Below are 22,174 nucleotides of genomic sequence, written 5' to 3'. Positions count from 1 at the left end.
GGACGGGATAAGCGCTGAAAGCATCTAAGCGTGAAGCCCCCTTCAAGATGAGACTTCCCATAGCGCAAGCTAGTAAGACCCCTCATAGACGATGAGGTTGATAGGCTCGGTGTGGAAGCGCGGTAACACGTGGAGCTGACGAGTACTAATCGGTCGAGGACTTATCCACAAACCATTGCCTGATGTTTTGCATATCCAGTTTTGAAGGTACAAAAAATCCTTCATAACGTTCCTCAGTAGCTCAATGGTGGAGCAACCGGCTGTTAACCGGTAGGCTGGCGGTTCGAGTCCGTCCTGAGGAGCCATATGCGGAGAGTTACCCAAGAGGCCGAAGGGGACGGTTTGCTAAACCGTTAGTATGCGCAAGTGTAGCGAGGGTTCGAATCCCTCACTCTCCGCCATTTTTATTTGCAATTATTTTAATAGTATGGCGGCGTAGCTTAGCTGGCTAGAGCGTTCGGTTCATACCCGAAAGGTCGGGGGTTCGACTCCCTCCGCCGCTACCATTTTAGGGGCATAGTTTAAAGGTAGAACGAAGGTCTCCAAAACCTTTGGTGTGGGTTCGATTCCTACTGCCCCTGCCAGTATTCAAACGCTTCTTGATTAAATATGGCGGTCGTGGTGAAGCGGTTAACACACCGGATTGTGGCTCCGGCACTCGGGGGTTCGAATCCCCTCGATCGCCCCATATTTATGAATGAACATGGGAGTATAGCCAAGTGGTAAGGCACGAGTCTGCAAAACTCTTATGCCCCGGTTCAAATCCGGGTACTCCCTCCAAAATGCGTCCCAGTAGCTCAGCGGATAGAGCAACCGCCTTCTAAGCGGTTGGTCGGGAGTTCGATTCTCTCCTGGGACGCCATTTTCATGTAAAGATATTGGGCCTATAGCTCAGAGGATAGAGCACTGGTCTCCGGAACCAGGTGCCCAGGTTCAATTCCTGGTAGGCTCACCATTTATACAACATATGCGGTCGTGGCGGAATTGGCAGACGCACCATCTTGAGGGGGTGGCGGGGCGACCCGTGTGAGTTCGAGTCTCACCGACCGCACCATAATTACACATCTGGCCCGTTGGTGAAGCGGTTTAACACAGCAGCCTTTCACGCTGTCATTCAGGGGTTCGAATCCCCTACGGGTCACCATACTTATATGTCGACAACTCGCTGATTATCTACTGTTGTGATAGTCAGATGGTAAGCCTTTCATGAAAAAGGCTTTTTTTTCTGTATTATTTTCGAGGGAAACCGAATAGAAGTAGAAGTATGAGGGAATGGTGATAGGGACAAGGTATCGGCAAAGATGTTGCGATTCCTTGCGTAAAAGCGTCATTTCTCATAACAAATAGGAAAAATGAGCCGTTAATCTCTGTTTTTCGGACAATTGAACGATTGCAGGTGATTGGTGATTCGTGTAAACTCGCAAATAGAGTTTACAGAGATATATAACACTACCTGTTTGACACGGTAAAACGAAACGTAAGACAGGTCGAGGAGAAGAATCGATGATTGAGATAAAAGATGTAATTGAGGGGTTATTCATCGGATTTAGCACAACAGTCGGATTGGTGAGTACGTATCAGACAGCAATCTCCTGTGGTGGTCTGTTCCGCAAAAAGGAAGAGGTTACCCATAAGCCGCAAAAGACTTTTGCTGTGTTGGTCGCTGCGCATAATGAAAGTGCAGTAATCGCTCCATTGATTGAGAACTTGAAGAAGCTGGATTATCCTCGCGAGATGTATGACATCTTTGTCATTTGTGACAACTGTACCGATAACACGGCGGAGATCGTTCGTCAGCATGGCGCTAATGCCTGTGAGCGGTTCGACAGCTCCAAGCGCGGCAAAGGCTTTGGGATCGAGTGGATGCTGGAGAACCTGTGGGCCATGCCGAAGCAGTATGATGCAGTCGTGATGTTTGATGCGGATAACTTGGTGGAGAAGAATTTCCTGCAAGTGATGAACGACCGCCTGTGCAAAGGGGCGCGCGTCATCCAAGGTTATCTCGATTCCAAGAACCCGTTCGATTCTTGGATTACACTCTCCTATGCGGTTACATACTGGTTTACGAATCGGATGTGGCAATTGGCGCGTCATAATCTTGGTCTGCCTAACACGTTGGGCGGGACTGGTCTTTGTATTGAGTCTGACTTGCTCAAAGAAATGGGCTGGGGTGCAACCAGCTTGACCGAAGACTTGGAATTTGCGACCCGTTGTATTGAGCGCGGCATCTATCCGACTTGGGCGCATGATACCAAGGTATGGGATGAGAAGCCGGTTGATCTGAAAGCTTCTATGCGTCAGCGTCTGCGTTGGATGCAGGGGCACTACGATGTTGCTGGGCGTTATATCGGGTCCGTATTGAAAAACGGTCTGACACGCGGCAAAATCGGAATGCTGGATGCAGCTTTCTATCTGTTCCAACCGATGTATGTGCTGATTGTATCGTTGATGTCACTCTTGTTCATAGCGCATTTCTTTAACATGGATGTGTTCATGCCTGCAGCCCAAATCTTGCCGGAATGGTTCGTGTATACGACCACGGGAATTTTCTATCTGTTGCCGGTTCTGGCTTTGTATTTGGAGAAGGTCCCGCTAAAAGCGTATTTGGGACTATTGCTTTTACCGATATTCTTCTTGACTTGGTTGCCGATATTCTTCTATGCGTTCTTTACCAAGAAAAATCAGGTGTGGAGCCATACCAGCCACACGCGTGCGATCCGGATCGAGGAGATTCAGCAATAACGGTGTACAAAAGGAAGAACCACTGGGAGCGTACCTGGTGGTTCTTTTTCGTGGGGGGATGTATCAGACAGAATTTACGTTTGGCACGGGGAGGGGAAAAGCTGTTATACTGTAAGGATGAAGGGTTAGAAGGGAGTCACACCGATGAACAAAATCGTATACCCAGCTTGTGCTGAGCCTCATCTTTGGGGGGACAAGCGTTATCATACATGGAATCATCATTTGCGCAGTGTTTTTAATGAAAAGGTGTTTAAGGTTTCGCTCGATGGAGGCTTTACTTGCCCGAACCGGGACGGGAATGTGGCGATCGGTGGTTGCACGTTTTGCAGTGCGAGGGGGTCTGGGGATTTTGCTGGAGACCGCCGTATGGAGCTGGAGAAGCAGTTCCACGATGTGAAGTCACGCATGCATGAGAAATGGCCACAGGCGAAGTATATGGGGTATTTTCAGGCGTTCTCCAATACGTACGCGCCGGTGGAGGAGCTGCGTGAGATGTATGAGGTGATTTTGAAGCAGGATGATCTGGTTGGTCTGTCTATCGCGACGCGCCCGGATTGCCTGCCGGATGATGTGGTGGAGTATCTGGCTGAGCTGAACGAGCGTACGTATCTGTGGGTGGAATTGGGGCTGCAGACCGTTCATGAGCGCACCCAGAAGCTGATCAACCGCGCGCATGATTATCAGTGCTATGTGGATGGCGTAGAAAAATTGCGCAAGCACAATATCCGTGTCTGCTCGCATATCATCTACGGCTTGCCGGGGGAAACCACGGAGGATATGATGCAGACGGCTCAGGCTGTCGCTCATCTGGATGTGCAGGGGATCAAGATTCACCTGCTGCACCTGCTCCGCGGTACGCCGATGGTGAAGCAGTATGATGCGGGGCTGTTGGAGTTTTTGACCCAGGAGGAGTATACCAAGCTTGTTGCGGATACGCTGGAGATCCTGCCGCCTGAGATGATTGTCCACCGTGTCACCGGCGATGGCCCGCCTGATATCTTGATCGGGCCGATGTGGAGTCGTAAGAAGTGGGAAGTGCTCAATGGCATCGATGCTGAGCTGAAGCGCCGCGACAGCTGGCAGGGTAAGTATTTTGATCCGAATTGGGTGCTTGATCCAAAGATTGTAGCGCCGATTGGGGAGTAAGGGAAAATAATAGTGGAAAATGAGAGAGAAGGATCTCGCTGTAGAGCGGGGTCCTTTTTTGACGTTTTGTCTTTGGGCTTTGATTATTATGGATGGTAGGAGAGGCGGCGGGTGGCAAGCTGTGAGCTTTTTAAAACCCCATGCCTAGCGGAGAAAAAAGGTGGGGCAGTATTACTTCTTCGTGTTACCTAGGGGCAACAGTCTCACATCTTGTGCTACCCAGATGTTTTGCCCCGGGCTAAGCCCCGTCTTTTTTCGGAGCGGACAGTTTCTCTTCTTCGTTGGGGTTTTAATTAGCGAACAGATTGCCAGCCGCCGTCTCTGCTCACACAAATTAAAAAGAGCCGAAGCGGTAAGCGCTTTCGGCCCTGATCAAACAGGTTGGGTGGGGATTAGCTGTTCTCCAAAACAGAGGTGACGACGAAGCCTGCTTTTTCGAGGTCTTTTTTGATGACGTCGGTGCTGTCTTGGGAGAGGAACTTGGTTAAGATGCGGCGGACGCCGTGGTGCTGGGAGTCGAAGGAGATGATGGAGATCAGGTTGGCGTTGTGTTTGCCAAGGATGGATGTGATCTCTTTGATCAGACCTTTGCCTTCGAAGTGGGTCAGCATGACACGGGTGCCTTTTACGTTGAGACCGAAGACGGATTCGAGGACAAGCTCGATGTCTTTGCGTTTGAGGATGCCGAGGAACTTGTTGTCCGCATCGACGATTGCTACAAATGGATAGCGGACGATAATCGGGAGGGCGTCTTCAAACAGATCCTCGGTGGACAGGGTAGGGTACTCGCGGTCAACGCCTTCGGCAAGCGGCAGCTCGATAAACTCTTGGTAGGAGCCTGTGAATTTGCCTTGTTCAAACAGCTCAAACAGACTGCGCTTGGAGAGAGCGCCGTAGAAGGTGCCGTTTTCGTCGACGACTGGCATGCTCAGGAGTCGGTGTGTTTTCATCAGATCGAGTGCGTGTGAGATCTTGTCAGTTGGTTGGACAGTTGAGAGCTTAGCGAGCGGTGACAGACAGTCTTTGATAAACATAGAAAGTACCCCCATTACTATATTCTGTTTCAATTATACGGAATTACGCTAATATTTTGCAAATAAGTCATTTCATTTTGTTTTGACAATTTTCTTAGCAAGATGTGGAAAATCGGTGATCACCCCGTCGACGCCCATACGGATGACCCGCTCCAGATCGGCGCGTTCGTTGACCGTCCAAGCGACGATGGTGGTGGCATGCTTTTGACAATCTTCGACCAGGGCTGGTGTGAGCTGGGCGTGGGGGGCGTGAATTTCGTCGGCATGGTATTGCTTGGCGACTTGCCAAGGGGTCTGGAGGTTGCCGAAGTAGAGCATGGCGGTCTTTTGCAGGGGGTTGAGTACTTTGACCTGCTGGAGGCTGTTGTAGTTGAAGCTGGAGATGGTGACGAGATCGCGCACCTTGAAGTGGTTGATCAGGTCGACTGTGATTTCTTCGAGACCGGGCTGGGCGACGACAAAATTTTTCAGTTCAATGATGAGCTTGACACGGGTCGTCTGGATCAGGCTGAGCACTTCGACCAGATGCGGGACACGGACTTGGCGTAAGCTAGGGTCGAACCAGCGGCCTGCGTTGAGCTTGCGGATTTCTTTGAGGGTGTGGGCTTGGACGGAGCCTTTGCCGGTGGTAGTCCGGTCTAGATTGTGGTCGTGGATCACGACGGGTTCGCCGTCACGGGTCAGCTGGACGTCTATCTCAATCCCGTCAGCGCCTTGCTCAACGGCGGCGCGAAAGGCGTTCATGGTGTTTTCCGGGTAGTTGCCAGAGGCGCCTCTGTGGGCGTAGATCAGAGGATTCACCTAAGTCCCCCCTTTGTTTGATAAAACCTCTTTTCATGCATATGCAGATGGTCGCGGTTTTATATTCTTTGTACAGGGTGGAGAATGACAGAGAGGAAAATCTTTCTTACAATAGGAAAAAAGAGTATGATTCGCAAAGGGAGGATGTAACGGTGGCGGGGATGCATCCGAAGGGACAGCCTGACGTGGTAATTGATGAGCAGAATAAACGGTTGAAGGTGATGCTGTACCATCCAGAAGAGATTGAGCAGCTCCACGGGACGCTGGTGGAGATGGCGCATGATCGTGGGATGACGAAGCTGATCATCTATGCAAAAAAGGCGGACGTGAAGGCATGGGAGGCGCTCGGATACAGGTTGGAGGGGCGCATAGACGGGTTTTTCCATGGAGAGAATGCCCAGATGATGTCTTGCTTCCTAACGGCTGAGAGAGGGGCTTCTGTGGCTCCTGAGCTGGCGGAGGAGGTGCTTGGGGTCAGTCTGGAGAAGCAGGCTCAGGTGCATTCTGGGGGCCGTACAGACGGACAAAAATCGCTCCCAACCGGATACACCCTCCGCGAAGCAAGAGAGGACGATGCAGAGGAGCTGGCGCGTCTGTATGACCTGGTGTTTGCCACCTACCCCACGCCGATGAACGAGGCGGAGTATGTGCGGGAGACGATGCGCGAGAGTACTTATTATATAGTAGTGGAAAAAGAGGGCCAAATCGTCTGCGCGGCATCCAGTGAAGTGACACCGAAATTCGGTTCAGCTGAATTGACCGATTGTGCGACACATCCAGACCATCTGGGGCTTGGGTTGTTGCAGCCGATTTTTACGGCGCTGGAGGAGAAGATGGAGCAGATAGGGGTCTACTATCTGTACACCTTGACGCGGGCTCAGTCGCATGGGATGAACGTGACGGCAGCGAAGCACGGGTATGAGTACCGTGGGCGGTTGATTAACAACTGTACGATTTACAGTGGCTTCGAGGATATGAATATCTGGGTGAAGCCGCTTCGAGAGACGTGGGAATAGGAGAGAACCTAGATGGAGCAAAAAACACAGCCAATCATCAGAAGAAAAAGCAAACCAAAGCCACAGCGGAAGTATTTTCAGTCTGATGGGATTCGTCTGAGTTATCTAGATTTTCATCCAGAGCCTGTGGAGGTGGCAAAGCCGATCCTGTTGGTGCTGCACGGGCATTTTGGCAATGCACGGATGTTCTCCCGCCTTGGGGATTGGCATGTGATCGGGCTGGATCAGCGGGGGCATGGCTGGAGTGAGCATGTGGCCGCCCATGAGTATTCACGGGAAAAGTATGTGACTGATGTGGCTACCTTTATTCGAAAAGAGCTGGGGACTCATCCGGTTGTCGTGCTGGGTCACTCACTTGGAGGGGTGAATGCCTATCAATTGGCGGCATGGCATCCAGAGCTGGTTCGTGCGCTGATCGTCGAGGATATCGGGGCTGTGGTGAAGGATGATCTGAGCTTTGCCAATTGGCTGCCGGAGCGTGCTTCGCGGGTGAGTGAGTTGAAGCGGTCACTTTTACGCTTGGGGCTTCAGGGGTTTGATTATTTTGCTGAGAGTGTCTGTGAGGATGAGGATGGCTGGTATTTCCGCTTTGATACAAAAGGGATGGCCCCCTCTCAGGAGCGGCTCAATGGTGACTGGTGGCATGACTGGCTGGCCTCGGATTGCCCGGCCTTGCTGATTCATGGGGAAAAGAGCCGGATTCTTGGCAGGGAGCATGCAGATGAGATGGCCGGCCGCCGTCCGAATACGAAAGTGGTGCATATGGCTGACTGTGGTCATGAGGTTCATGATGCCGATCCAGATGGGTTTTATATGAAGGTACGTGCGTTTTTGGAGGAAATCGGCTGAGTCTGCATCACCTGCTCAAGCCTGTAGGCCATGAGGGCGAGGTGCAGCTGCCAGCGGTGATTGGCATTGGTCAAATCAAGGCTGGTCTTTTCCTCGATCTGCTGGAGGCGGTACTTGAGCGTGTGGCGGTGGATGAACAGAGCTTGGGCGGCTTTGAGGCCGTTGAGATTCTCGGCGAGATAGGTGTGCAGGGTGTCGATGAGCTGGTGGCCGTGTTTTTGGTCGTAGGCAATCAGCTTGTGCAGATGCGGCTGCCAGAGTGCTCGCAGGGAGTCAGGATGATTGTGAAACGGAAAAAGAAATTGATACCCTTCCATTTTGTCATAGGGCAGAATGGAGGGGTTTTTTGTTAACAAGGGATAGGCGGTGGCGGCAAACATCGCTTCGTCGGCAGCTTGGGCCAAGTAGGAAAGCTGTTCGCGCGGAGTGCCCAGACCAATCTGCAGCGGGTGGTCTGGTGTATGGGCCGACCATTGGGTGGAGAGCTGTTCGAGCAGGGCTGTACTGTGTCTGTCCGCGGGCAGGATCAGCAGGAGGCGGTCGGAGCGTTCGCGGAGCAGATACGGGATCTGGCGGCGCTGAGCAAGGCGTTTGAGCAGGGTGGTCAGTCTGGTATGGTGCGTAAGTCGCACATCGCTGTCTGGGAGAGTGGGGATGTGCAGAGCGGAGACGAGATGCTGGCCGGTCAGTGGATAGCCAAGCATCCGGCTGCGGGAATCCACTTCGCTGTCCCAGGTGAGACGGCCGCTGAGAAGCTCCTCGACGAAGTCGCCTTGCATGCGCCATTCGGTGGCGGCGACGGCCCGTTCTTTGACGAACTCAAGCGCACAGAGCGTGGCGGCGTGCTGGTGGGCGATCTGGTCCAGCTCGTGCCAGTCGGTGGATGGCTTGGTCAGGTGGAGTGTGCCGTAGGTCTCGTGGGCGGTGCGAATTGGGATGGTGCGGGTGGTTGTTGGAGATGTATCAGGACTGATCGGGAGGCGGACATCGGTGGTGGTGATGGTCGAGGTCGCTGTGCTTATGCCAGCCACACCAGCATCGCCTGTTCGCACGATCTCATATCCCAGTGCGTCCATCACCGTCACTTCGCCCTGTGTCAATCGCGCCAATTCTCCGGCAATCGCAGAGAGCCCCCCGCCTGACAGTGCGACCTCGATCATCTGCTCATGAATCGCCTGTGAGTAGGACAGCGTCTCGAATTGACGGTTGATGATCGGCTGAAGGATCGCTTTGGTCACCGTTGAGAAATTCATCTCAGATGGAATCTCGATCAACGGAAGACCGCCCGCATTGGCTGCATCGATGAAGCTTTGCGGGATTTCCCTCAGATAAAAGCCGGTATGGATCGCTACCCCGCTCAGGTTGCGCTCGATCAGGGAGGGGATGAACCGGTCACGGCGCAGCTCGTCGGACTCCAAGCCAAAGCCAGTAGTGATCAAAAATTCCCCTTCTGACAGCCGGGACGCGTCTTCGAGCAGTTCGACGATCGTCACCCAGCGGACGTGGCGGTCTAAGCCGCTTTCGCCGGCAATCAGCTTGGTCTGTACCATATCGGGGAGTTGCAGGGCATCACGGATGGTGATCGTCATGGGGGGAGTGCCTCCTTTTTTGATAGGAATGGAAGGGTTCGATTCATACCTGACATTCGTTATACAAATTGTACAAAAGATTGCGAAAAGAATCCTCACTTTTTTTGCCAGCAAGGCGAATGGTTTTTGACCGTGGATCAGATAAAGTGAAGGTACATAAAGACGACTGGCAAAGAGGTGGAAAAGGCGATGGAAGGCAGAAGCTATGTAATCAAACCGGATATGACGAAGACCTATCCGTACGTGGCGTATGGAGAAGGGATTTATTTATATGATCAGGCAGGCAAGCGTTATCTGGACGGCTGCAGTGGGGCAGTGACGGCAAGCATTGGACATGGTGTCAAAGAAATCGCGGATGCGATGCACGAGCAGGCTCGGCAGGTGTCATTCGCGTACCGCTCGCAATTCAGCAGTGAGGTCGTGGAGGCGCTTGGGGCGAAGCTGGCACAGTGGGCGCCTGGGGAGCTGAACTGGAGCTTTTTTGTCAGCAGTGGTTCAGAGGCGACGGAGACGGCCCAGAAGATGGCGATCCAGTATTGGCAGGAAAAAGGCATCAAGGGCAAAAACCGCATCCTGAGCCGTTGGATGAGCTACCACGGGATTACGATGGGGGCGCTGTCGATGTCAGGGCATGTGCTGCGCCGCAAGCGTTTTGTGTCGCTTCTGGAGGATTGTCCGGCTGTATCTGGACCGTATCCGTACCGGGGGCAGGGAGATTTGACGCTTGAAGAGTATGGCCGTAAATGTGCGGATGAGCTGGAGCAGGCGATCTGGCGTGTCGGAGCGGAGAATGTCGCAGCCTTTATCGCGGAGCCGGTGATCGGGGCATCCGGTGGGGCAGTCGTGGCACCGCCGGGGTATTTTCAGCGCATCCGGGAGATCTGTGACGAAAATGATGTGCTGTTCATCGCGGACGAGGTGATGACAGGCATCGGGCGGACAGGGAAACGGTTTGGGATCGATCACTGGGGCGTCGTGCCAGACCTGATGGTACTGGGCAAGGGGATGAGCGCAGGCTACACCCCGATGGCGGCGACGATGGCGACTGATTCGCTGATCGACACGGTGACACGCGGCTCGGCTTCTTTTATGGCGGGTCACACGTATAGCGCCAATCCACAGTCAGCGGCGACGGCTCTCGCGGTTCTGACCTACGTAGAGCAGCATAATCTGGTGGAAAACGCCGCAAAACAGGGCGAGTATCTCTTGACCGAGTTGAAAAAGCTGGTGGCTGACTTCACTTTTGTCGGTGAGGCGCGCGGGCTTGGACTTTTGTGCGGGCTGGAGTTCGTGAAAGACCAAGCGACCAAGGAGCCTTTTGCACTGGCGGAGGGGATCACCAACCGCGTGATCAAGCGTGCTTTTGAAAAAGGATTGATCATCTATCCGGCGATTGGTGCCTTAGATGGGACGGCGGGGGATGCCGTGATAATCGCACCGCCGCTGACGATTAAGGAAGAGCAGGTGAATGAACTGCTCGGTATGCTGCGCGAGACGCTTACAGACATGCAAGCAGAGCTGCATGCGGAAGGCTTGCTCGCATCGCAATTATGATAGAAAAAAAGGAGGTGGGCTGACTTGACTGTGAAGCCTGTCGGTTTTGATAAAGTGGTAACGGTTGATCTCGCAGCAACATGGTTTCGGGATGGGATGACACTGATGGTAGGTGGCTTCGGCGGGGTGGGCAATCCGCCTACATTGATCCAGAGTATCCTTGATAATAACATTCAAAATATTACGTTGATTAGCAATGACACCGCCTTTCCTTATATCGGGGTGGGCAAGTTGATCACCGAACGCCGGGTGAAAAAAGTGATCGCCTCTCACATCGGCTCCAACCCCAACGCCGGGGCGCAGATGACAGCGGGAGAATTGGAAGTAGAGTTCTGCCCCCAAGGGATTCTGGCGGAGCGGGTGCGTGCAGGCGGTGTCGGGCTCGGTGGCATTCTGTCGGACATCGGCATCGGTACGATTGCAGAAAAAGGCAAAAGCAAAGTGACGGTGGACGGCAGGGAGTTCCTGCTGGAGTCCCCGCTGACGGCAGAAGTGGCGATCCTGCATGCCAAGAAGGCAGACCGCTATGGCAATCTGGTGTTTGATACGAGCGCACGCAATTTTAACCCATTGGTCGCGATGGCGGGGGATCTGACCATCGTGGAAGTAGATGAAATCGTCGAGGTGGGCGAGCTGAACCCGGAAGAGATCATCACACCGGGTGTGTTCGTCGACATGATCGTACAGAGCGAGGGGGTGAACTGGCGATGGGCATGGGAGAAGTAAACAAAACCGAGAGCTACCGCGAGCGGATCGCCAGACGGGCCGCGCAGGAGGTCAAGAACGGGATGATCATCAACCTGGGGATCGGGATTCCGACACTGGTCGCTGATTTTATCCCAAAAGAGACGGAAGTGCTGTTTCACGCAGAGAACGGTATCTTAGGCACGGGGCCGACTCCCGAGCCGGGGCAAGAAAATCCGATGCTGTGCAATGCGGGCGGATTTCCGGTGACGCTTGTGACAGGGGCTTCGTTTTTTGACAGTGCGACCGCTTTTGCCATCATCCGGCGTGGGTTGTTGGACATGACGATTCTGGGTGTGCTGGAAGTGAGCCAAAAAGGAGACATCGCCAACTGGATCGTTCCCGGCAAGCGTGTTCCCGGCATGGGCGGTGCGATGGAGCTGGCGCAGAAGGCCAAAAAGGTGCTGGTCACCACCACCCATCTCGATAAAAACGGCCGCTCCAAAATCGTCCGGGAGTGCAATCTGCCGCTGACCGCCAAAGGCAGCGCGGACTTGATCATCACCGACATGGCCGTGATGGAAGTGCGGGAAGACGGGCTGTATCTGATCGAAGTGATGCATCCGTATACGGTCGCAGATGTGATCGGGGCGACGGAGGCGGAGTTGAAGATAGACGGAGAAGTGGGTGTTTTTGAATAGGCGTTCTTGGTGCATCGGGCAGGTTGAGAGCCGTTACGGTTGCTTTTGAGCTTTTGAGGAAAAGGGGGAGGTTTTTTGGTGCAGACAAACTACGTGAAGTGGCAGGAAAAAATACGCGAGCAGATCAACAGCCAGCGCGAGGCGGCAACCCAACTGCTCCAAGCATGGGTGCGGGATGCGAGTGTCCAAGGCAGCGAACAGTCGATCCAAGAGGCGATCGCCAAGCAGCTTGCTGACATGGGACTTGACGTCGACATGTGGGTGATGGACGGAGAGGAGATGCAAAAGCATCCATACTTCGTCTCGCCGCGTACCACGTTTGAGACCAGTCCCAATGTCGTCGGTGTCTGGAAGGGCCAAGGCGGTGGGCGCTCGTTGATCCTCAACGGTCACGTCGATGTCGTGCCAGAGGGGGATCGCAAGCAGTGGGATGCAGATCCGTTCAGCGGGGAGATCATCGATGGCAAGCTGTACGGTCGCGGCGCTACGGATATGAAGGGCGGCAACCTGACTTCGCTCGTGGCGATTCAAACCCTGCAAGCTCTTGGACTGCGGCTCAAAGGCGATGTCATCTATCAAAGTGTCGTCGAAGAGGAAAGTGGCGGTGCAGGCACGCTCTCAACTATTTTGCGAGGCTACAAGGCGGACGCGGCACTGGTTCCCGAGCCGACGAACCTCAAAATTTTCCCCAAACAGCAAGGCTCCATGTGGTTCCGTCTCTGGGTCAAAGGCAAATCAGCACACGGTGGAACCCGCTATGAAGGGATTAGTGCGATTGAAAAAAGTATGACCGTGATCAAAGCGGTCGCCCGTCTGGAGCAGGAGCGCAACGACCGCATCACCGATCCGCTCTACGCCAAGCTGCCGATCCCGATTCCGATCAACATCGGGTCCATTGAAGGCGGCAAATGGCCATCCTCGGTAGCCGACCTCGTCAAGCTGGAAGGTCGCATGGGTGTCGCACCAGGCGAAGAGATGGAAGAGGCGAAACAAGAAATGGCAGACGCACTGGCACGGCTTGCCGAAGAAGATCCGTGGTTTGCCGAGCATCCGGTCGAGCTGGAGTGGTACGGGGCACGCTGGGTTCCGGGGGCGGTCGAGGAAGACCATCCGTTGATGGGGATTTTGCAGGAGACGTTCCAGCGTGTGACGGGGGAACAACCAGTGATAGAAGCATCACCTTGGGGCACGGACGGCGGTCTTTTGACCAAATTGGCAGACACGCCTGCCATCGTGATCGGGCCGGGTGTGACGGCGGTGGCGCATTATCCGAATGAATATATCGTGCTGGATGATATTTTCCGATGTGCAGAGATTTTTGCCTTGACCATGATCGAGTGGTGCGGCCTTGCTGATGAATAAATTGAGGGGAGTTTTGCCTGTATGAAACAAGTAGATACCAAGTTCATTAAACTCAACACTGCCATACCTGGCCCAAGAGCCCAAGAGATTCTCGCACGCAAAGAGTCTAGTGTCCCGCGCGGCCCGTTTACAACCGCTCCTACTTTTGTGGTAAAAGCAGAAGGAGCACTGCTGACCGATGTGGACGGCAACACGTTTATTGATTTCGCCGGAGCGATCGGTTCGATGAACGTCGGGCACTGTCCTGCGCCTGTGGTGGATGCGCTCAAGGAACAGCTGGATCAGTATATCCATACCTGCTTCCATGTGATGATGTATGAACCTTACATCCAACTGGCGGAAAAATTGAATGAGATCACACCGGGGAATCATGCGAAAAAGACCTTTTTCCTCAACAGTGGTGCCGAAGCGGTAGAGAACGCGATCAAAATCGCGCGCAAATACACCGGGCGCAAAGCGGTGATTTCCTTCGAACGCGGCTACCATGGCCGTACGCTGCTTGCGATGACGCTGACCAGCAAGGTGCGTCCGTATAAATACGAGTTTGGCCCGTTTGCCCCGGAAGTCTATAAGATGAGCTATCCGTACTACTACCGTGCGCCGTACAGTGCGACGCCGGAAGAGATGGATGAGATGATTCTGCAGCGCTTCAACGACTTTTTCCTGGGGGATGTCGCTCCAGACGATGTGGCGGCAATCATCATGGAGCCTGTGCAGGGCGAGGGTGGCTTCGTCGTACCGTCCAAAGCGTTTGTCCAAGGTGTGAAGCGTCTGTGTGAAAAACATGGTATTCTGTTCATTGCAGATGAAGTCCAGACTGGGTTTGGCCGGACAGGTAAAATGTTTGCGATGGAGCACTTCGATGTGGAGCCAGACCTGATCGTCATGTCCAAATCTATCGGGGCCGGCTTGCCGATCAGTGCCGTCACAGGCCGTGCAGAGATCATGGATTCACCTAATCCGGGCGAGATCGGCGGTACATATGGTGGAAGCCCGCTCGGCTGTGTCGCGGCCCTCAAGGTGATCGAGATGATGGAAGAGCAGAATCTTCCGGCGCGTGCACAGGTAGTCGGGGACAAAATCATCTCTGCATTCAAGCGATTCCAGGAGCGTTTCCGTGAAGTAGGCGATGTGCGCGGCCTCGGTGCGATGTGTGCGTTAGAGATCGTCAAAGATAAAGCAAGCAAAGAGCCAGACAAAGACCTGACCGCCAAAATCGTGCAGGCCTGCAACCGCAACGGTGTCGTGATCTTGAGCGCTGGTCTGTACTCCAATGTGATCCGCATTCTCTCCCCGCTGGTGATTACAGATGAGCAGTTGGAGGAAGGCTTAGCGGTGATGGAGAATGTGTTGGAGGAGCATTGTTCGGCTAACTAGACGGTATAGATGGCTGGCAGCAAATCACACAATTTGGATGTGAAGGGGGAACCCGTTTTGAAAAAATCATTCTTTATCGGAGGCGAATGGGTGGAAGGAACTGCCCACGCGCCGTTGTACGCGCCATACAGTGGTGAGGTGATCGCCGAGATTCCGCTTGCTGATGCAGAGACAGTCAACACTGCCATCGCCAAAGCAGAAGCGGCACGCATTGAGATGCGTCAGATGCCTGCCCACCAGCGTGGAGCGATCCTCAACAAAATCGCCGATATCATAGCCCGCCGCAGTGAAGAGGCAGCCAAGATCATCGCACTGGAAGCGGGTAAACCGATCAAAACCGCCCGTGGTGAGGTGGCGCGGACGATTCAGACCTACCGTTTTGCAGCGGAAGAGGCGAAGCGTATCCATGGTGAGGTGATTCCGCTCGATGCTGCACCAGGTGGAGAAGGGAGACTGGCGTATACCGTCCGCGAGCCGCTGGGTGTCATCGGGGCGATCACGCCGTTTAACTTCCCGATGAACCTCGTCGCGCATAAGGTTGGCCCAGCGCTCGCCGCAGGCAATACCGTCGTGCTCAAGCCAGCGTCACAGACACCGTTGTCTTCCTTTTTCCTTGCTGAAGTAGCCGAGGAGGCTGGTGTGCCGGCAGGTGCGCTCAACGTGGTGACAGGTGGCGGCGCAACCGTGGGGGATCAGCTCGTGCTCGATCCGCGTGTGAAAGCGATCACGTTTACCGGAAGCCCTGCTGTCGGGATCGGCATCCGCAACCGCGCCGGACTCAAGCGCGTCACGCTGGAGCTGGGTTCCAACTCTGCCGTGATCATCGACCGCGATGCCAATCTGGAAGAAGCGGTGGCGCGCAGTGTGTTTGGGGCATTTGCTTACTCGGGGCAGGTGTGTATCTCTGTACAGCGGATTTATGTGGTTGATGAGGTATACGAGGCTTTCGTGGATGCGCTGGTCACAGAGGCGGCAAAATTACGCGGAGGCGACCCGCTGTCCGAAGATGCCGACTACTCCGCGATGATTACGCCAAAAGAGACAGAACGTACCCTCAACTGGATTCACGAGGCACAGGAGCATGGGGCAGAGGTACTGCTTGGCGGTCAGGCGGACGGCCGCGTACTGCAACCCACGATTTTGACAGGTGTGCCTGCCCATGCCAAGGTCTCCTGCCAAGAGGTATTCGGTCCGGTTGTGCTGGTAAACCGTGTCTCCTCGGTGGAAGAGGCGATCGGCTATGTCAATGATTCCAAATTCGGCCTGCAAGCCGGTGTGTATACGAACAACCTGAGTCTTGCGCTCAAAGCGGCAGAGGAGCTGCATGTGGGCGGTGTGATGATCAACGACATTCCGACGTTCCGTGTTGACCAGATGCCATATGGCGGGGTAAAAGAAAGCGGTATGGGCCGTGAAGGTGTGAAGTACGCGATTGAAGAGTTGACTGAGATGAAGCTGATTGTGATTAAGAAGTAGATTGTTTTTTGGCAGAGTCTGGTGCAGTGCGAATCCCTGCAAAGGAGGCTTTTCGGGCTTCTTTTGCGGGGATTTTGTTTTGACTTTTAGCTGTGGTGAAAGAGAGCAGGCGACTTTCAAGTTGTCCGCCTTCTTGAACTCCCTTCGAAAGAAGGAGGGACTGTCCGCTACGTAAGAAAAAAGAACAGGGACGGGTCAAAAATGTTCAAGGAAGCGGAGTCAAACGAAGAGGTTTGACCCTTAGCGTATTCAGGAAGCCTTCTGTTCTTTTTTCTTACTCCGCTGAGTGGGGAGTCCAAAGAAGCTCCCAACTTGAAAGTCGCCTGCTCTCTGCCAGCCGTGGTTGGTCAACCAAACATGCCAAAAGAAGCACGAAATACTCAAGAAACTGAATGGAAAACAGTGAGAATCTTCAAGCCCAAAACTCCTGAGTAGATATGAAAAAATTCTAAAAAACCTCTTGCAAAATCTCAATCGGACATGCTATAGTAATAATCGTTCCGCTCAAACAACATATGTTGAAGCGTAACATTTCCAACACGGAGGGATACCGAAGTGGTCATAACGGGGCGGTCTTGAAAACCGTTAGGCGGCAACGTCACGGGGGTTCGAATCCCTCTCCCTCCGCCACTTACATACGAGAGATAAGCTGATGGATGATTCCATCAGCTTTTTTTATTTTCTAAAAGTCTATTTCATATTTAATAAGTTTTTTTCTTTTAAAAATCATCCCTCCCTCAAAAGTGCGACGCATGACAGTTTACCGGGTGAGAGAGCAGGCGGCTTTCGAGAGGCGCACCTCTTTTACAACCCCACTCAGCGAAGAAGGATTTAATGGGGACTGCTTCCATGGAACCTCATCAGGGGCAAACTTCAATCATCATCGAATCAACCTTTTTTGCCCCAGCATCCCATTGAATCCTTCGTAGCGGACAGTGAATCCCCCTTCGGGGTTGTAAAAAAGGGAAGCCTCTTGAAAGCCGCCTGCTCTCTCCTCTCCCAAACTAGTCAATAAGTAGCACTTTCCTCCTATCCGCATAAGTATAGTGGCAGGACGAATAGAGGAGGAGAACCATGGGCAAAATCAGCACCAAAATGATGTCCGCCATCTTGGGATGTTGTCTGCTCATTGCCAGTCTGGTCGGCGGGATCAGCATCTACGAGAGCCGGAACCTGATGACCTCGGAGATGGAATCCAAGCTGCTCTATATGGCAAAAGCGAAAGCAGGAGAGTTCAGCCTGCTCTTTGAACAAACAGAGAACGCGGTTGAGAACCTCGGACATACGACCCTTGGCACCTTTCAACCTGATTTATACGAGCAAAGCCCATCGTATCTCACCGGGTATTTGGATCAGATTGACCCGGTTGTCCTGCATTTTACCAAATCATCTGACGGGGTTCTGGCCAGCTATGTCTTTTTGAACCCGGACGTGATCGGAGGATTGTACTACTCCTGGTATGTCGACAACAAGGGAGACGGCCAGTTTACCAAACAGACCAGCTACACCTTGGATCTCTTTCGCGAGGATAATCCCGACATGGCGTGGTACTATCAGCCGATCCGTGAGAAAAAAGGGGTCTGGAGCCAGCCCTACACAGACCCCGTAACCAATATGAATGTGATCTCGTATACCCTGCCGATATTCCACGATGGACGACTGATCGGCGTAGCGGGGATCGATTACAAATACGATACCTTCAAGCTGGCGATTCAGCAGGAAAAGGTGTACGATACGGGCTACGCCTTCCTCGTCGATCAAGATTACCGTTTCTTGGTACACCCGACTTTTACTCTTAACGATACCATCTATACCGTATTAGGCGGGCAGCTGTCACATCTGGGGGACCAATTTTCAAAGGCAGATTCAGGCATTATCTATTATGAACTAAAAGACCAACCGAAAGTGATGGGCTATCAGCGGCTGCAGAACGGATGGATTCTGGGAGTTGCACCGCCGATCGATGAAGTCTACCGGGAGCTGGATAATCTTACTTGGTTTATCACTCTGGTGACCGCAGGCGTTCTGTTGGTCGCTTCCGCCCTCGCTTATGTCATCTCGCGCAATATTACCCGACCGCTGACGGAACTGCTCACTGTTTTTGGCAAAGCGGGAGAGGGAGACTTCACCGTGACAGCGGTAGTCAAAACCAAAGATGAGACGGGGAAAGTGGCCCAAGGCTTTCAAACGATGACAGGGAGCCTGCGGGACTTGATTGGGGTGGTAAAGGATTCTGCTGAAAGCGTTTCGGCTGCGTCCGAACAGCTCCATGCCAGCGCCCTGCAGAGCTCCAAAGCCACACAGGAAATCACGGTCAATATCACCGGGATCGCAGAAGCCATGAGCGACCAGACGGAAAAAGTAGCCGAGACCTCGGAGACGGTGGCGCAAATGGTGGAGGGAGTCGAGCGGATTGCCCAGAGCGCCCAGACCGTGCATGCGACCACCCGTCAAGTGAAGCAGCGCTCCGATCAGGGCAGCCGTCTGATCAGCGAGGTGGTTCACCAGATGCAGGTGGTCAAGGAGCAGACCAATCATTCTTGTGCCATCGTCAACGATCTGCAGACCCAATCCCAGATGATCGGCAAAATCATCAATGTCATCGAAAGCATCGCCAAACAGACCAACCTGCTCGCCCTCAACGCCGCGATTGAGTCCGCCCGTGCCGGAGAGGCGGGAAAAGGTTTCGCTGTCGTCGCCCAGGAAGTCCGCAAGCTCGCCGAGCAGACCAGCAGCTCTACCAAAGAGATCGCCGGGATCATCTCGCAGCTGCAAGTCAAGACGAATCAAGTGATGACCTCTATGACCAATGGCGCCCAAGAGGTAGAAAAAGGCGTCCGCCTCGCCACCCACACCGGTGAAGCCTTCAGCCAGATCCAGCAATCGGTCGACGAGGTTACCGAAAGAATCGAAAGCATCACTCAATCGGTCTCCTATCTCGTCCGCGAAAGCGATGAGATGAAAGCCGCGATGGAGCAGGTAGGGCAGCTGAATTACCACAACACTGCACGTACCCACGATATCTCAGCCGCCTCCGAGCAGCAGCTGGCCTCTCTGGAGCAGATCACGTCCACGTCCCAGCACTTGGCTGACATGGCCCAGCGTCTGTTGGAGAGGGTGGATACCTTCAAGGTGTAGCTGTTGAAGTGGAGAGTACATTTTTATGGCAGGAATAAGACAGAAGATTCAAAGCTATCTCTCGCGTCAAAAGAGTGAAGCCCAGCCAACCAGGATACCCTTGACTAGATACATGCTAGCCAAGGTTTTTTTGTTTTTTGTCAATGTCCTTCATAAAAATAACGATTGTTATATCCATGTCCAAAAAGCCTGCTAAACAGACAAATTTCAGCAACAAAATAGATTTTTAGACCCATATCTTTGATTTTCTACATGGACAAAAGTCTGTATTTTGTCGTTTAATAGGAAAATATTAGGGGGATATCCTCCTGTCATTTCTATATGAGAAGAAGGTGGTATCCTCATCATCCAGCTTTATTTTTCGGACATCTATATTAGGAGGAGAAACTGTGATCACAAGGCTTTTGTTGGCATTTTGCCTGATCATCACAACGATACTCCCGCACACAGCCTACGCAGTTGGCGGGGAGTTAAGTGAGAAGTGGAAGTACATCCAACGCCTCAAACATGAAGGATACCAATACGATGTGGTGCAGGACGTTGGAACGGGCGAGTATTTTTTCCGAAAAACAGATACAAAGAAAAATGACCTGATGTATCAGGAGTCGATCGGGCCATTCATTGGCGAAGTGAAGGCCCGGATTCATTTGAACAAGAAGCAAGTCATCTTGAACATAACGGATGAGGCTGACTGGAAATGGCTCTGGCTGGATGAAAAGTCCGGTAAGACCCAGAAGCGAAAAGACGTGCAAACCACCTTAAAGAAAAAGGCGGAGAAGAAGAGAGGAAAACCGATTCCGAAGCCACCTAAGTCTCCAAAGCCGGATAAAAAGACGGGATCAGGGGCCTGGACTGAAGCAGGGGACAACGTATCAGCCCAGACAATCGTCCAAGCATCAGCCTTGAAAACAAAGACTCCTGTTGGTACCAAACCAACTTTTATGGCTTCCGCGGCGCATGCTGAGACGGTTCTCTCACAAAAGGAAGAGCAACCACTAGTGGTTACGGAACGCGTCTACGGTGAATCGAGTACGGACGCATCCACATCCGCTGCTGCAGCCACCACCGATGCAACTTCAGGTGCTCAGATCGTCAACGAAAACGTCACCACCTTCACCATCACCCAGATGACGCCAACCAGCATCACGCTCAAGTGGAACCCAGTCGTAGGCGCCCAGCAATACGTGGTGGAGGTCAGTTCCGACGAGGATGAATCCATCTATTCGCTCGAAGCTACCACAGATACGACGATCACCATGCCGCTTCCCACAGGCAAAGTCTCCGCCCCGTTGTGGGATGTCGGGATTATCACCGTCTTTGACGAGGAGACGATGACGGTCAGCGATGAGTGGAAATTTCTTTTTGCCCTGACACCAGAAAAGACCGCCACGGTAAGCATGGACACCCAACCAACCGATATCTCGGTGAACTGGTCGCCATTGAAAGGGGCAGAGAAATACGGTGTAGATTATCTCAGCCTGATCCCACCGATTGGCCGAAATGATTATGGCCGAACCGTGGAAACGTTCCCCACCATTCCTGTCAGCGAGACAAAAGCTACGCTCACCGACCTGAAACCATCCACCTGGTACGGGATCACGGTTGACACCAAAGAGGCCCCGCAGGAATCCCAAGACATATTTGCCTGGCTCACCACGACACACCCGCTGACACCGGAAAAACCCAATGAAAACACCCTCTACGCCGAGATGTACAGCTCTGAATCCGCTGAATTTTCATGGGATTTGGTCGAGGGTGCGACGGAATACCTCGTCTATAGCGGTGACCAGCTCCTTGGCAGCACTGGCACTTATACCAATCATTTTGTGATCGACAATGTAATCGCAGGCGATACCTACGATCTCTATGTCGCCGCCCGTAATATCACCGGAACAAGCCCACGGGCCCATCTGGAATACCTCGCGGGTGACGAGGATTTTGTCCCAGACATGCCCGATCCGCCAGCACCTACAGGTGAACTGCCGGCGCCAGGTAATTTTTCCGTGGTGAAAGAGCAGATCAAGCAGACCTCCGCTGTCCTCACGTGGAATGCGGTGGAAGGGGAGAAGGGCTATGTCCTCTGGCTCAACGGGGAAAAGAGCCTCTCCATCCCATCAGGCAGCACCACGTACACCCTGACTGGCTTGGAAAAAGACAAGCCCTACGAACTACACCTCCGTGCCCTCGATGAAGATGGCAAAGACGGTGCATCCGCCATCGCAACATTGCGTACCTTGCCAGACCCACCAGAGGCTCCCGTGATCACGCTCGACAAGGTGACATCGATCACAGCCTACCTCAAATGGTCCCCGGCCAAGCGCGCACTCAAATATGTCATCCAGTACGGCGGCGAGTCAGGGGTCAAGCAAACCCTCAAAAAAGCGAATGTGAAGATCAAAAGTCTGAAGGAGGAACAGACCTACCGTTTTACCATTTACGCGGAAAACCGGGGTGGTAAAAGCGCACCGGTTACGGTGGTCGTACGTACGATTCCGCTGACTTTTGATTACATCTACGCTGGGACGCTTCTGGATCGCATTCAGAGCAGTTATGAGCAGGAATGGGTGTACACCTATGATGTCAACGGCAATACCAAGCAGGTGGAGTACATCAAAGAGCCGAAGCCAGACCCGCAGGAATTTAACATTGAGAATCCGATCCCAGACCCGCCTGCAAAACCAGCCACAGGAGGTGCCAACTAGCGC

The 22,174-nt window shown here is 53.1% G+C and carries 15 protein-coding genes, 11 tRNA genes and 1 rRNA gene; 24 read left to right on the top strand and 3 right to left on the bottom strand.

Features of this window, described 5'->3' with window-relative positions; all coding sequences use genetic code 11:
- From FGI41_RS08980 to mnmL, 13 genes are all read left to right on the top strand, one after another.
- Window positions 1–169: ribosomal RNA gene (locus FGI41_RS08980) — 23S ribosomal RNA — on the top strand; the annotation flags it as partial.
- Between the two features lie 61 nt (window positions 170–230).
- A tRNA-Asn gene (locus FGI41_RS08975) sits at window positions 231–305 on the top strand.
- Between the two features lie 5 nt (window positions 306–310).
- Window positions 311–401, top strand: a tRNA-Ser gene (locus FGI41_RS08970).
- 28 nt (window positions 402–429) lie between these two features.
- Window positions 430–506: transfer RNA gene (locus tag FGI41_RS08965), tRNA-Met, on the top strand.
- Window positions 507–510: 4 nt separating this feature from the next.
- Window positions 511–584: transfer RNA gene (locus FGI41_RS08960), tRNA-Trp, on the top strand.
- Between the two features lie 28 nt (window positions 585–612).
- Window positions 613–688: transfer RNA gene (locus FGI41_RS08955), tRNA-His, on the top strand.
- Between the two features lie 17 nt (window positions 689–705).
- Window positions 706–780, top strand: a tRNA-Cys gene (locus FGI41_RS08950).
- Window positions 781–786: 6 nt separating this feature from the next.
- Window positions 787–862 (top strand) — tRNA-Arg (locus tag FGI41_RS08945).
- An 18-nt stretch (window positions 863–880) separates the two neighbouring features.
- Window positions 881–955 (top strand) — tRNA-Arg (locus tag FGI41_RS08940).
- Window positions 956–969: 14 nt separating this feature from the next.
- Window positions 970–1,054, top strand: a tRNA-Leu gene (locus tag FGI41_RS08935).
- Between the two features lie 13 nt (window positions 1,055–1,067).
- A tRNA-Glu gene (locus tag FGI41_RS08930) sits at window positions 1,068–1,144 on the top strand.
- 359 nt (window positions 1,145–1,503) lie between these two features.
- On the top strand, window positions 1,504–2,742 hold the full coding sequence (locus FGI41_RS08925; protein ID WP_139489640.1) for a glycosyltransferase family 2 protein: 1,239 nt from the start codon (window positions 1,504–1,506) through the stop codon (window positions 2,740–2,742).
- A gap of 144 nt (window positions 2,743–2,886) precedes the next feature.
- Window positions 2,887–3,888, top strand: coding sequence for a tRNA modification radical SAM protein MnmL/YtqA (gene mnmL, locus FGI41_RS08920; RefSeq protein ID WP_139489638.1), 1,002 nt, complete (start codon window positions 2,887–2,889; stop codon window positions 3,886–3,888).
- Window positions 3,889–4,280: 392 nt separating this feature from the next.
- Here mnmL and FGI41_RS08915 read toward each other — a convergent pair whose 3' ends face one another.
- Window positions 4,281–4,922 carry a CBS domain-containing protein gene (locus FGI41_RS08915; protein ID WP_139489637.1) on the bottom strand — a complete coding sequence of 214 codons (642 nt, stop codon included), beginning with the start codon at window positions 4,920–4,922 and terminating at the stop codon, window positions 4,281–4,283.
- Between the two features lie 72 nt (window positions 4,923–4,994).
- Entirely contained in the window at window positions 4,995–5,723 is a 729-nt protein-coding gene (locus FGI41_RS08910) for a glycerophosphodiester phosphodiesterase (RefSeq protein WP_139489635.1), read from the bottom strand.
- 161 nt (window positions 5,724–5,884) lie between these two features.
- Between FGI41_RS08910 and ablB the strand changes: the two genes are divergently transcribed.
- Together ablB and FGI41_RS08900 are read left to right on the top strand one after the other, a co-directional pair.
- A complete protein-coding gene (gene ablB, locus FGI41_RS08905) occupies window positions 5,885–6,739 on the top strand; it encodes a putative beta-lysine N-acetyltransferase (protein WP_139489734.1) in 855 nt (284 codons plus the stop codon).
- A gap of 12 nt (window positions 6,740–6,751) precedes the next feature.
- Window positions 6,752–7,588 carry an alpha/beta fold hydrolase gene (locus FGI41_RS08900; protein ID WP_139489633.1) on the top strand — a complete coding sequence of 279 codons (837 nt, stop codon included), beginning with the start codon at window positions 6,752–6,754 and terminating at the stop codon, window positions 7,586–7,588.
- Here FGI41_RS08900 and FGI41_RS08895 read toward each other — a convergent pair.
- Window positions 7,549–9,177 (bottom strand): PucR family transcriptional regulator, encoded by a 1,629-nt coding sequence (locus tag FGI41_RS08895; RefSeq protein ID WP_139489631.1) that lies wholly within the window; start codon window positions 9,175–9,177, stop codon window positions 7,549–7,551. The two genes, FGI41_RS08900 and FGI41_RS08895, sit on opposite strands and share 40 nt — an antisense overlap.
- A 189-nt stretch (window positions 9,178–9,366) precedes the next feature.
- Between FGI41_RS08895 and FGI41_RS08890 the strand changes: the two genes are divergently transcribed.
- From FGI41_RS08890 to FGI41_RS08850, 9 genes are all read left to right on the top strand, one after another.
- A complete protein-coding gene (locus tag FGI41_RS08890; protein WP_139489629.1) occupies window positions 9,367–10,731 on the top strand; it encodes an aspartate aminotransferase family protein in 1,365 nt (454 codons plus the stop codon).
- Window positions 10,732–10,827: 96 nt separating this feature from the next.
- Window positions 10,828–11,457, top strand: coding sequence for a CoA transferase subunit A (locus FGI41_RS08885; RefSeq protein WP_438358014.1), 630 nt, complete (start codon window positions 10,828–10,830; stop codon window positions 11,455–11,457).
- Entirely contained in the window at window positions 11,439–12,116 is a 678-nt protein-coding gene (locus tag FGI41_RS08880) for a 3-oxoacid CoA-transferase subunit B (protein WP_139489625.1), read from the top strand. The genes FGI41_RS08885 and FGI41_RS08880 overlap by 19 nt, the downstream gene beginning before the upstream one ends.
- Before the next feature lie 78 nt (window positions 12,117–12,194).
- Window positions 12,195–13,478: a peptidase gene (locus FGI41_RS08875; RefSeq protein WP_255298385.1), complete on the top strand. Its 1,284-nt coding sequence runs from the start codon at window positions 12,195–12,197 to the stop codon at window positions 13,476–13,478.
- 21 nt (window positions 13,479–13,499) lie between these two features.
- Window positions 13,500–14,855: a 4-aminobutyrate--2-oxoglutarate transaminase gene (gabT, locus tag FGI41_RS08870; RefSeq protein ID WP_139489623.1), complete on the top strand. Its 1,356-nt coding sequence runs from the start codon at window positions 13,500–13,502 to the stop codon at window positions 14,853–14,855.
- A 57-nt stretch (window positions 14,856–14,912) separates the two neighbouring features.
- Complete coding sequence (locus FGI41_RS08865; protein ID WP_304364765.1) at window positions 14,913–16,331, top strand: aldehyde dehydrogenase family protein; 1,419 nt, start codon at window positions 14,913–14,915, stop codon at window positions 16,329–16,331.
- A 541-nt stretch (window positions 16,332–16,872) separates the two neighbouring features.
- A tRNA-Ser gene (locus FGI41_RS08860) sits at window positions 16,873–16,961 on the top strand.
- Window positions 16,962–17,405: 444 nt separating this feature from the next.
- Window positions 17,406–19,469: a methyl-accepting chemotaxis protein gene (locus FGI41_RS08855; protein ID WP_139489619.1), complete on the top strand. Its 2,064-nt coding sequence runs from the start codon at window positions 17,406–17,408 to the stop codon at window positions 19,467–19,469.
- Between the two features lie 389 nt (window positions 19,470–19,858).
- Window positions 19,859–22,171 carry a fibronectin type III domain-containing protein gene (locus tag FGI41_RS08850; RefSeq protein ID WP_139489617.1) on the top strand — a complete coding sequence of 771 codons (2,313 nt, stop codon included), beginning with the start codon at window positions 19,859–19,861 and terminating at the stop codon, window positions 22,169–22,171.
- The last annotated feature ends 3 nt before the right edge of the window (window positions 22,172–22,174 follow it).

Source organism: Brevibacillus dissolubilis (assembly GCF_006170445.1).
In the GTDB taxonomy this organism is placed as follows: Bacteria; Bacillota; Bacilli; order Brevibacillales; family Brevibacillaceae; genus Brevibacillus_B; species Brevibacillus_B dissolubilis.
Note: the sequence above shows the minus strand (reverse complement) of the source record. Positions and strands in the feature narration are given on the sequence as shown.

Bases quoted from the DNA above. Each gene is read 5' to 3' on its own strand.
- FGI41_RS08915 (WP_139489637.1), bottom strand. From the start codon at position 4,922: ATGTTTATCAAAGACTGTCTGTCACCGCTCGCTAAGCTCTCAACTGTC.
- FGI41_RS08885 (WP_438358014.1), top strand. From the start codon at position 10,828: ATGACACTGATGGTAGGTGGCTTCGGCGGGGTGGGCAATCCGCCTACA.
- FGI41_RS08900 (WP_139489633.1), top strand. From the start codon at position 6,752: ATGGAGCAAAAAACACAGCCAATCATCAGAAGAAAAAGCAAACCAAAG.
- ablB (WP_139489734.1), top strand. From the start codon at position 5,885: ATGCATCCGAAGGGACAGCCTGACGTGGTAATTGATGAGCAGAATAAA.
- FGI41_RS08880 (WP_139489625.1), top strand. From the start codon at position 11,439: ATGGGCATGGGAGAAGTAAACAAAACCGAGAGCTACCGCGAGCGGATC.
- FGI41_RS08890 (WP_139489629.1), top strand. From the start codon at position 9,367: ATGGAAGGCAGAAGCTATGTAATCAAACCGGATATGACGAAGACCTAT.
- gabT (WP_139489623.1), top strand. From the start codon at position 13,500: ATGAAACAAGTAGATACCAAGTTCATTAAACTCAACACTGCCATACCT.
- mnmL (WP_139489638.1), top strand. From the start codon at position 2,887: ATGAACAAAATCGTATACCCAGCTTGTGCTGAGCCTCATCTTTGGGGG.
- FGI41_RS08855 (WP_139489619.1), top strand. From the start codon at position 17,406: ATGGGCAAAATCAGCACCAAAATGATGTCCGCCATCTTGGGATGTTGT.
- FGI41_RS08895 (WP_139489631.1), bottom strand. From the start codon at position 9,177: ATGACGATCACCATCCGTGATGCCCTGCAACTCCCCGATATGGTACAG.
- FGI41_RS08925 (WP_139489640.1), top strand. From the start codon at position 1,504: ATGATTGAGATAAAAGATGTAATTGAGGGGTTATTCATCGGATTTAGC.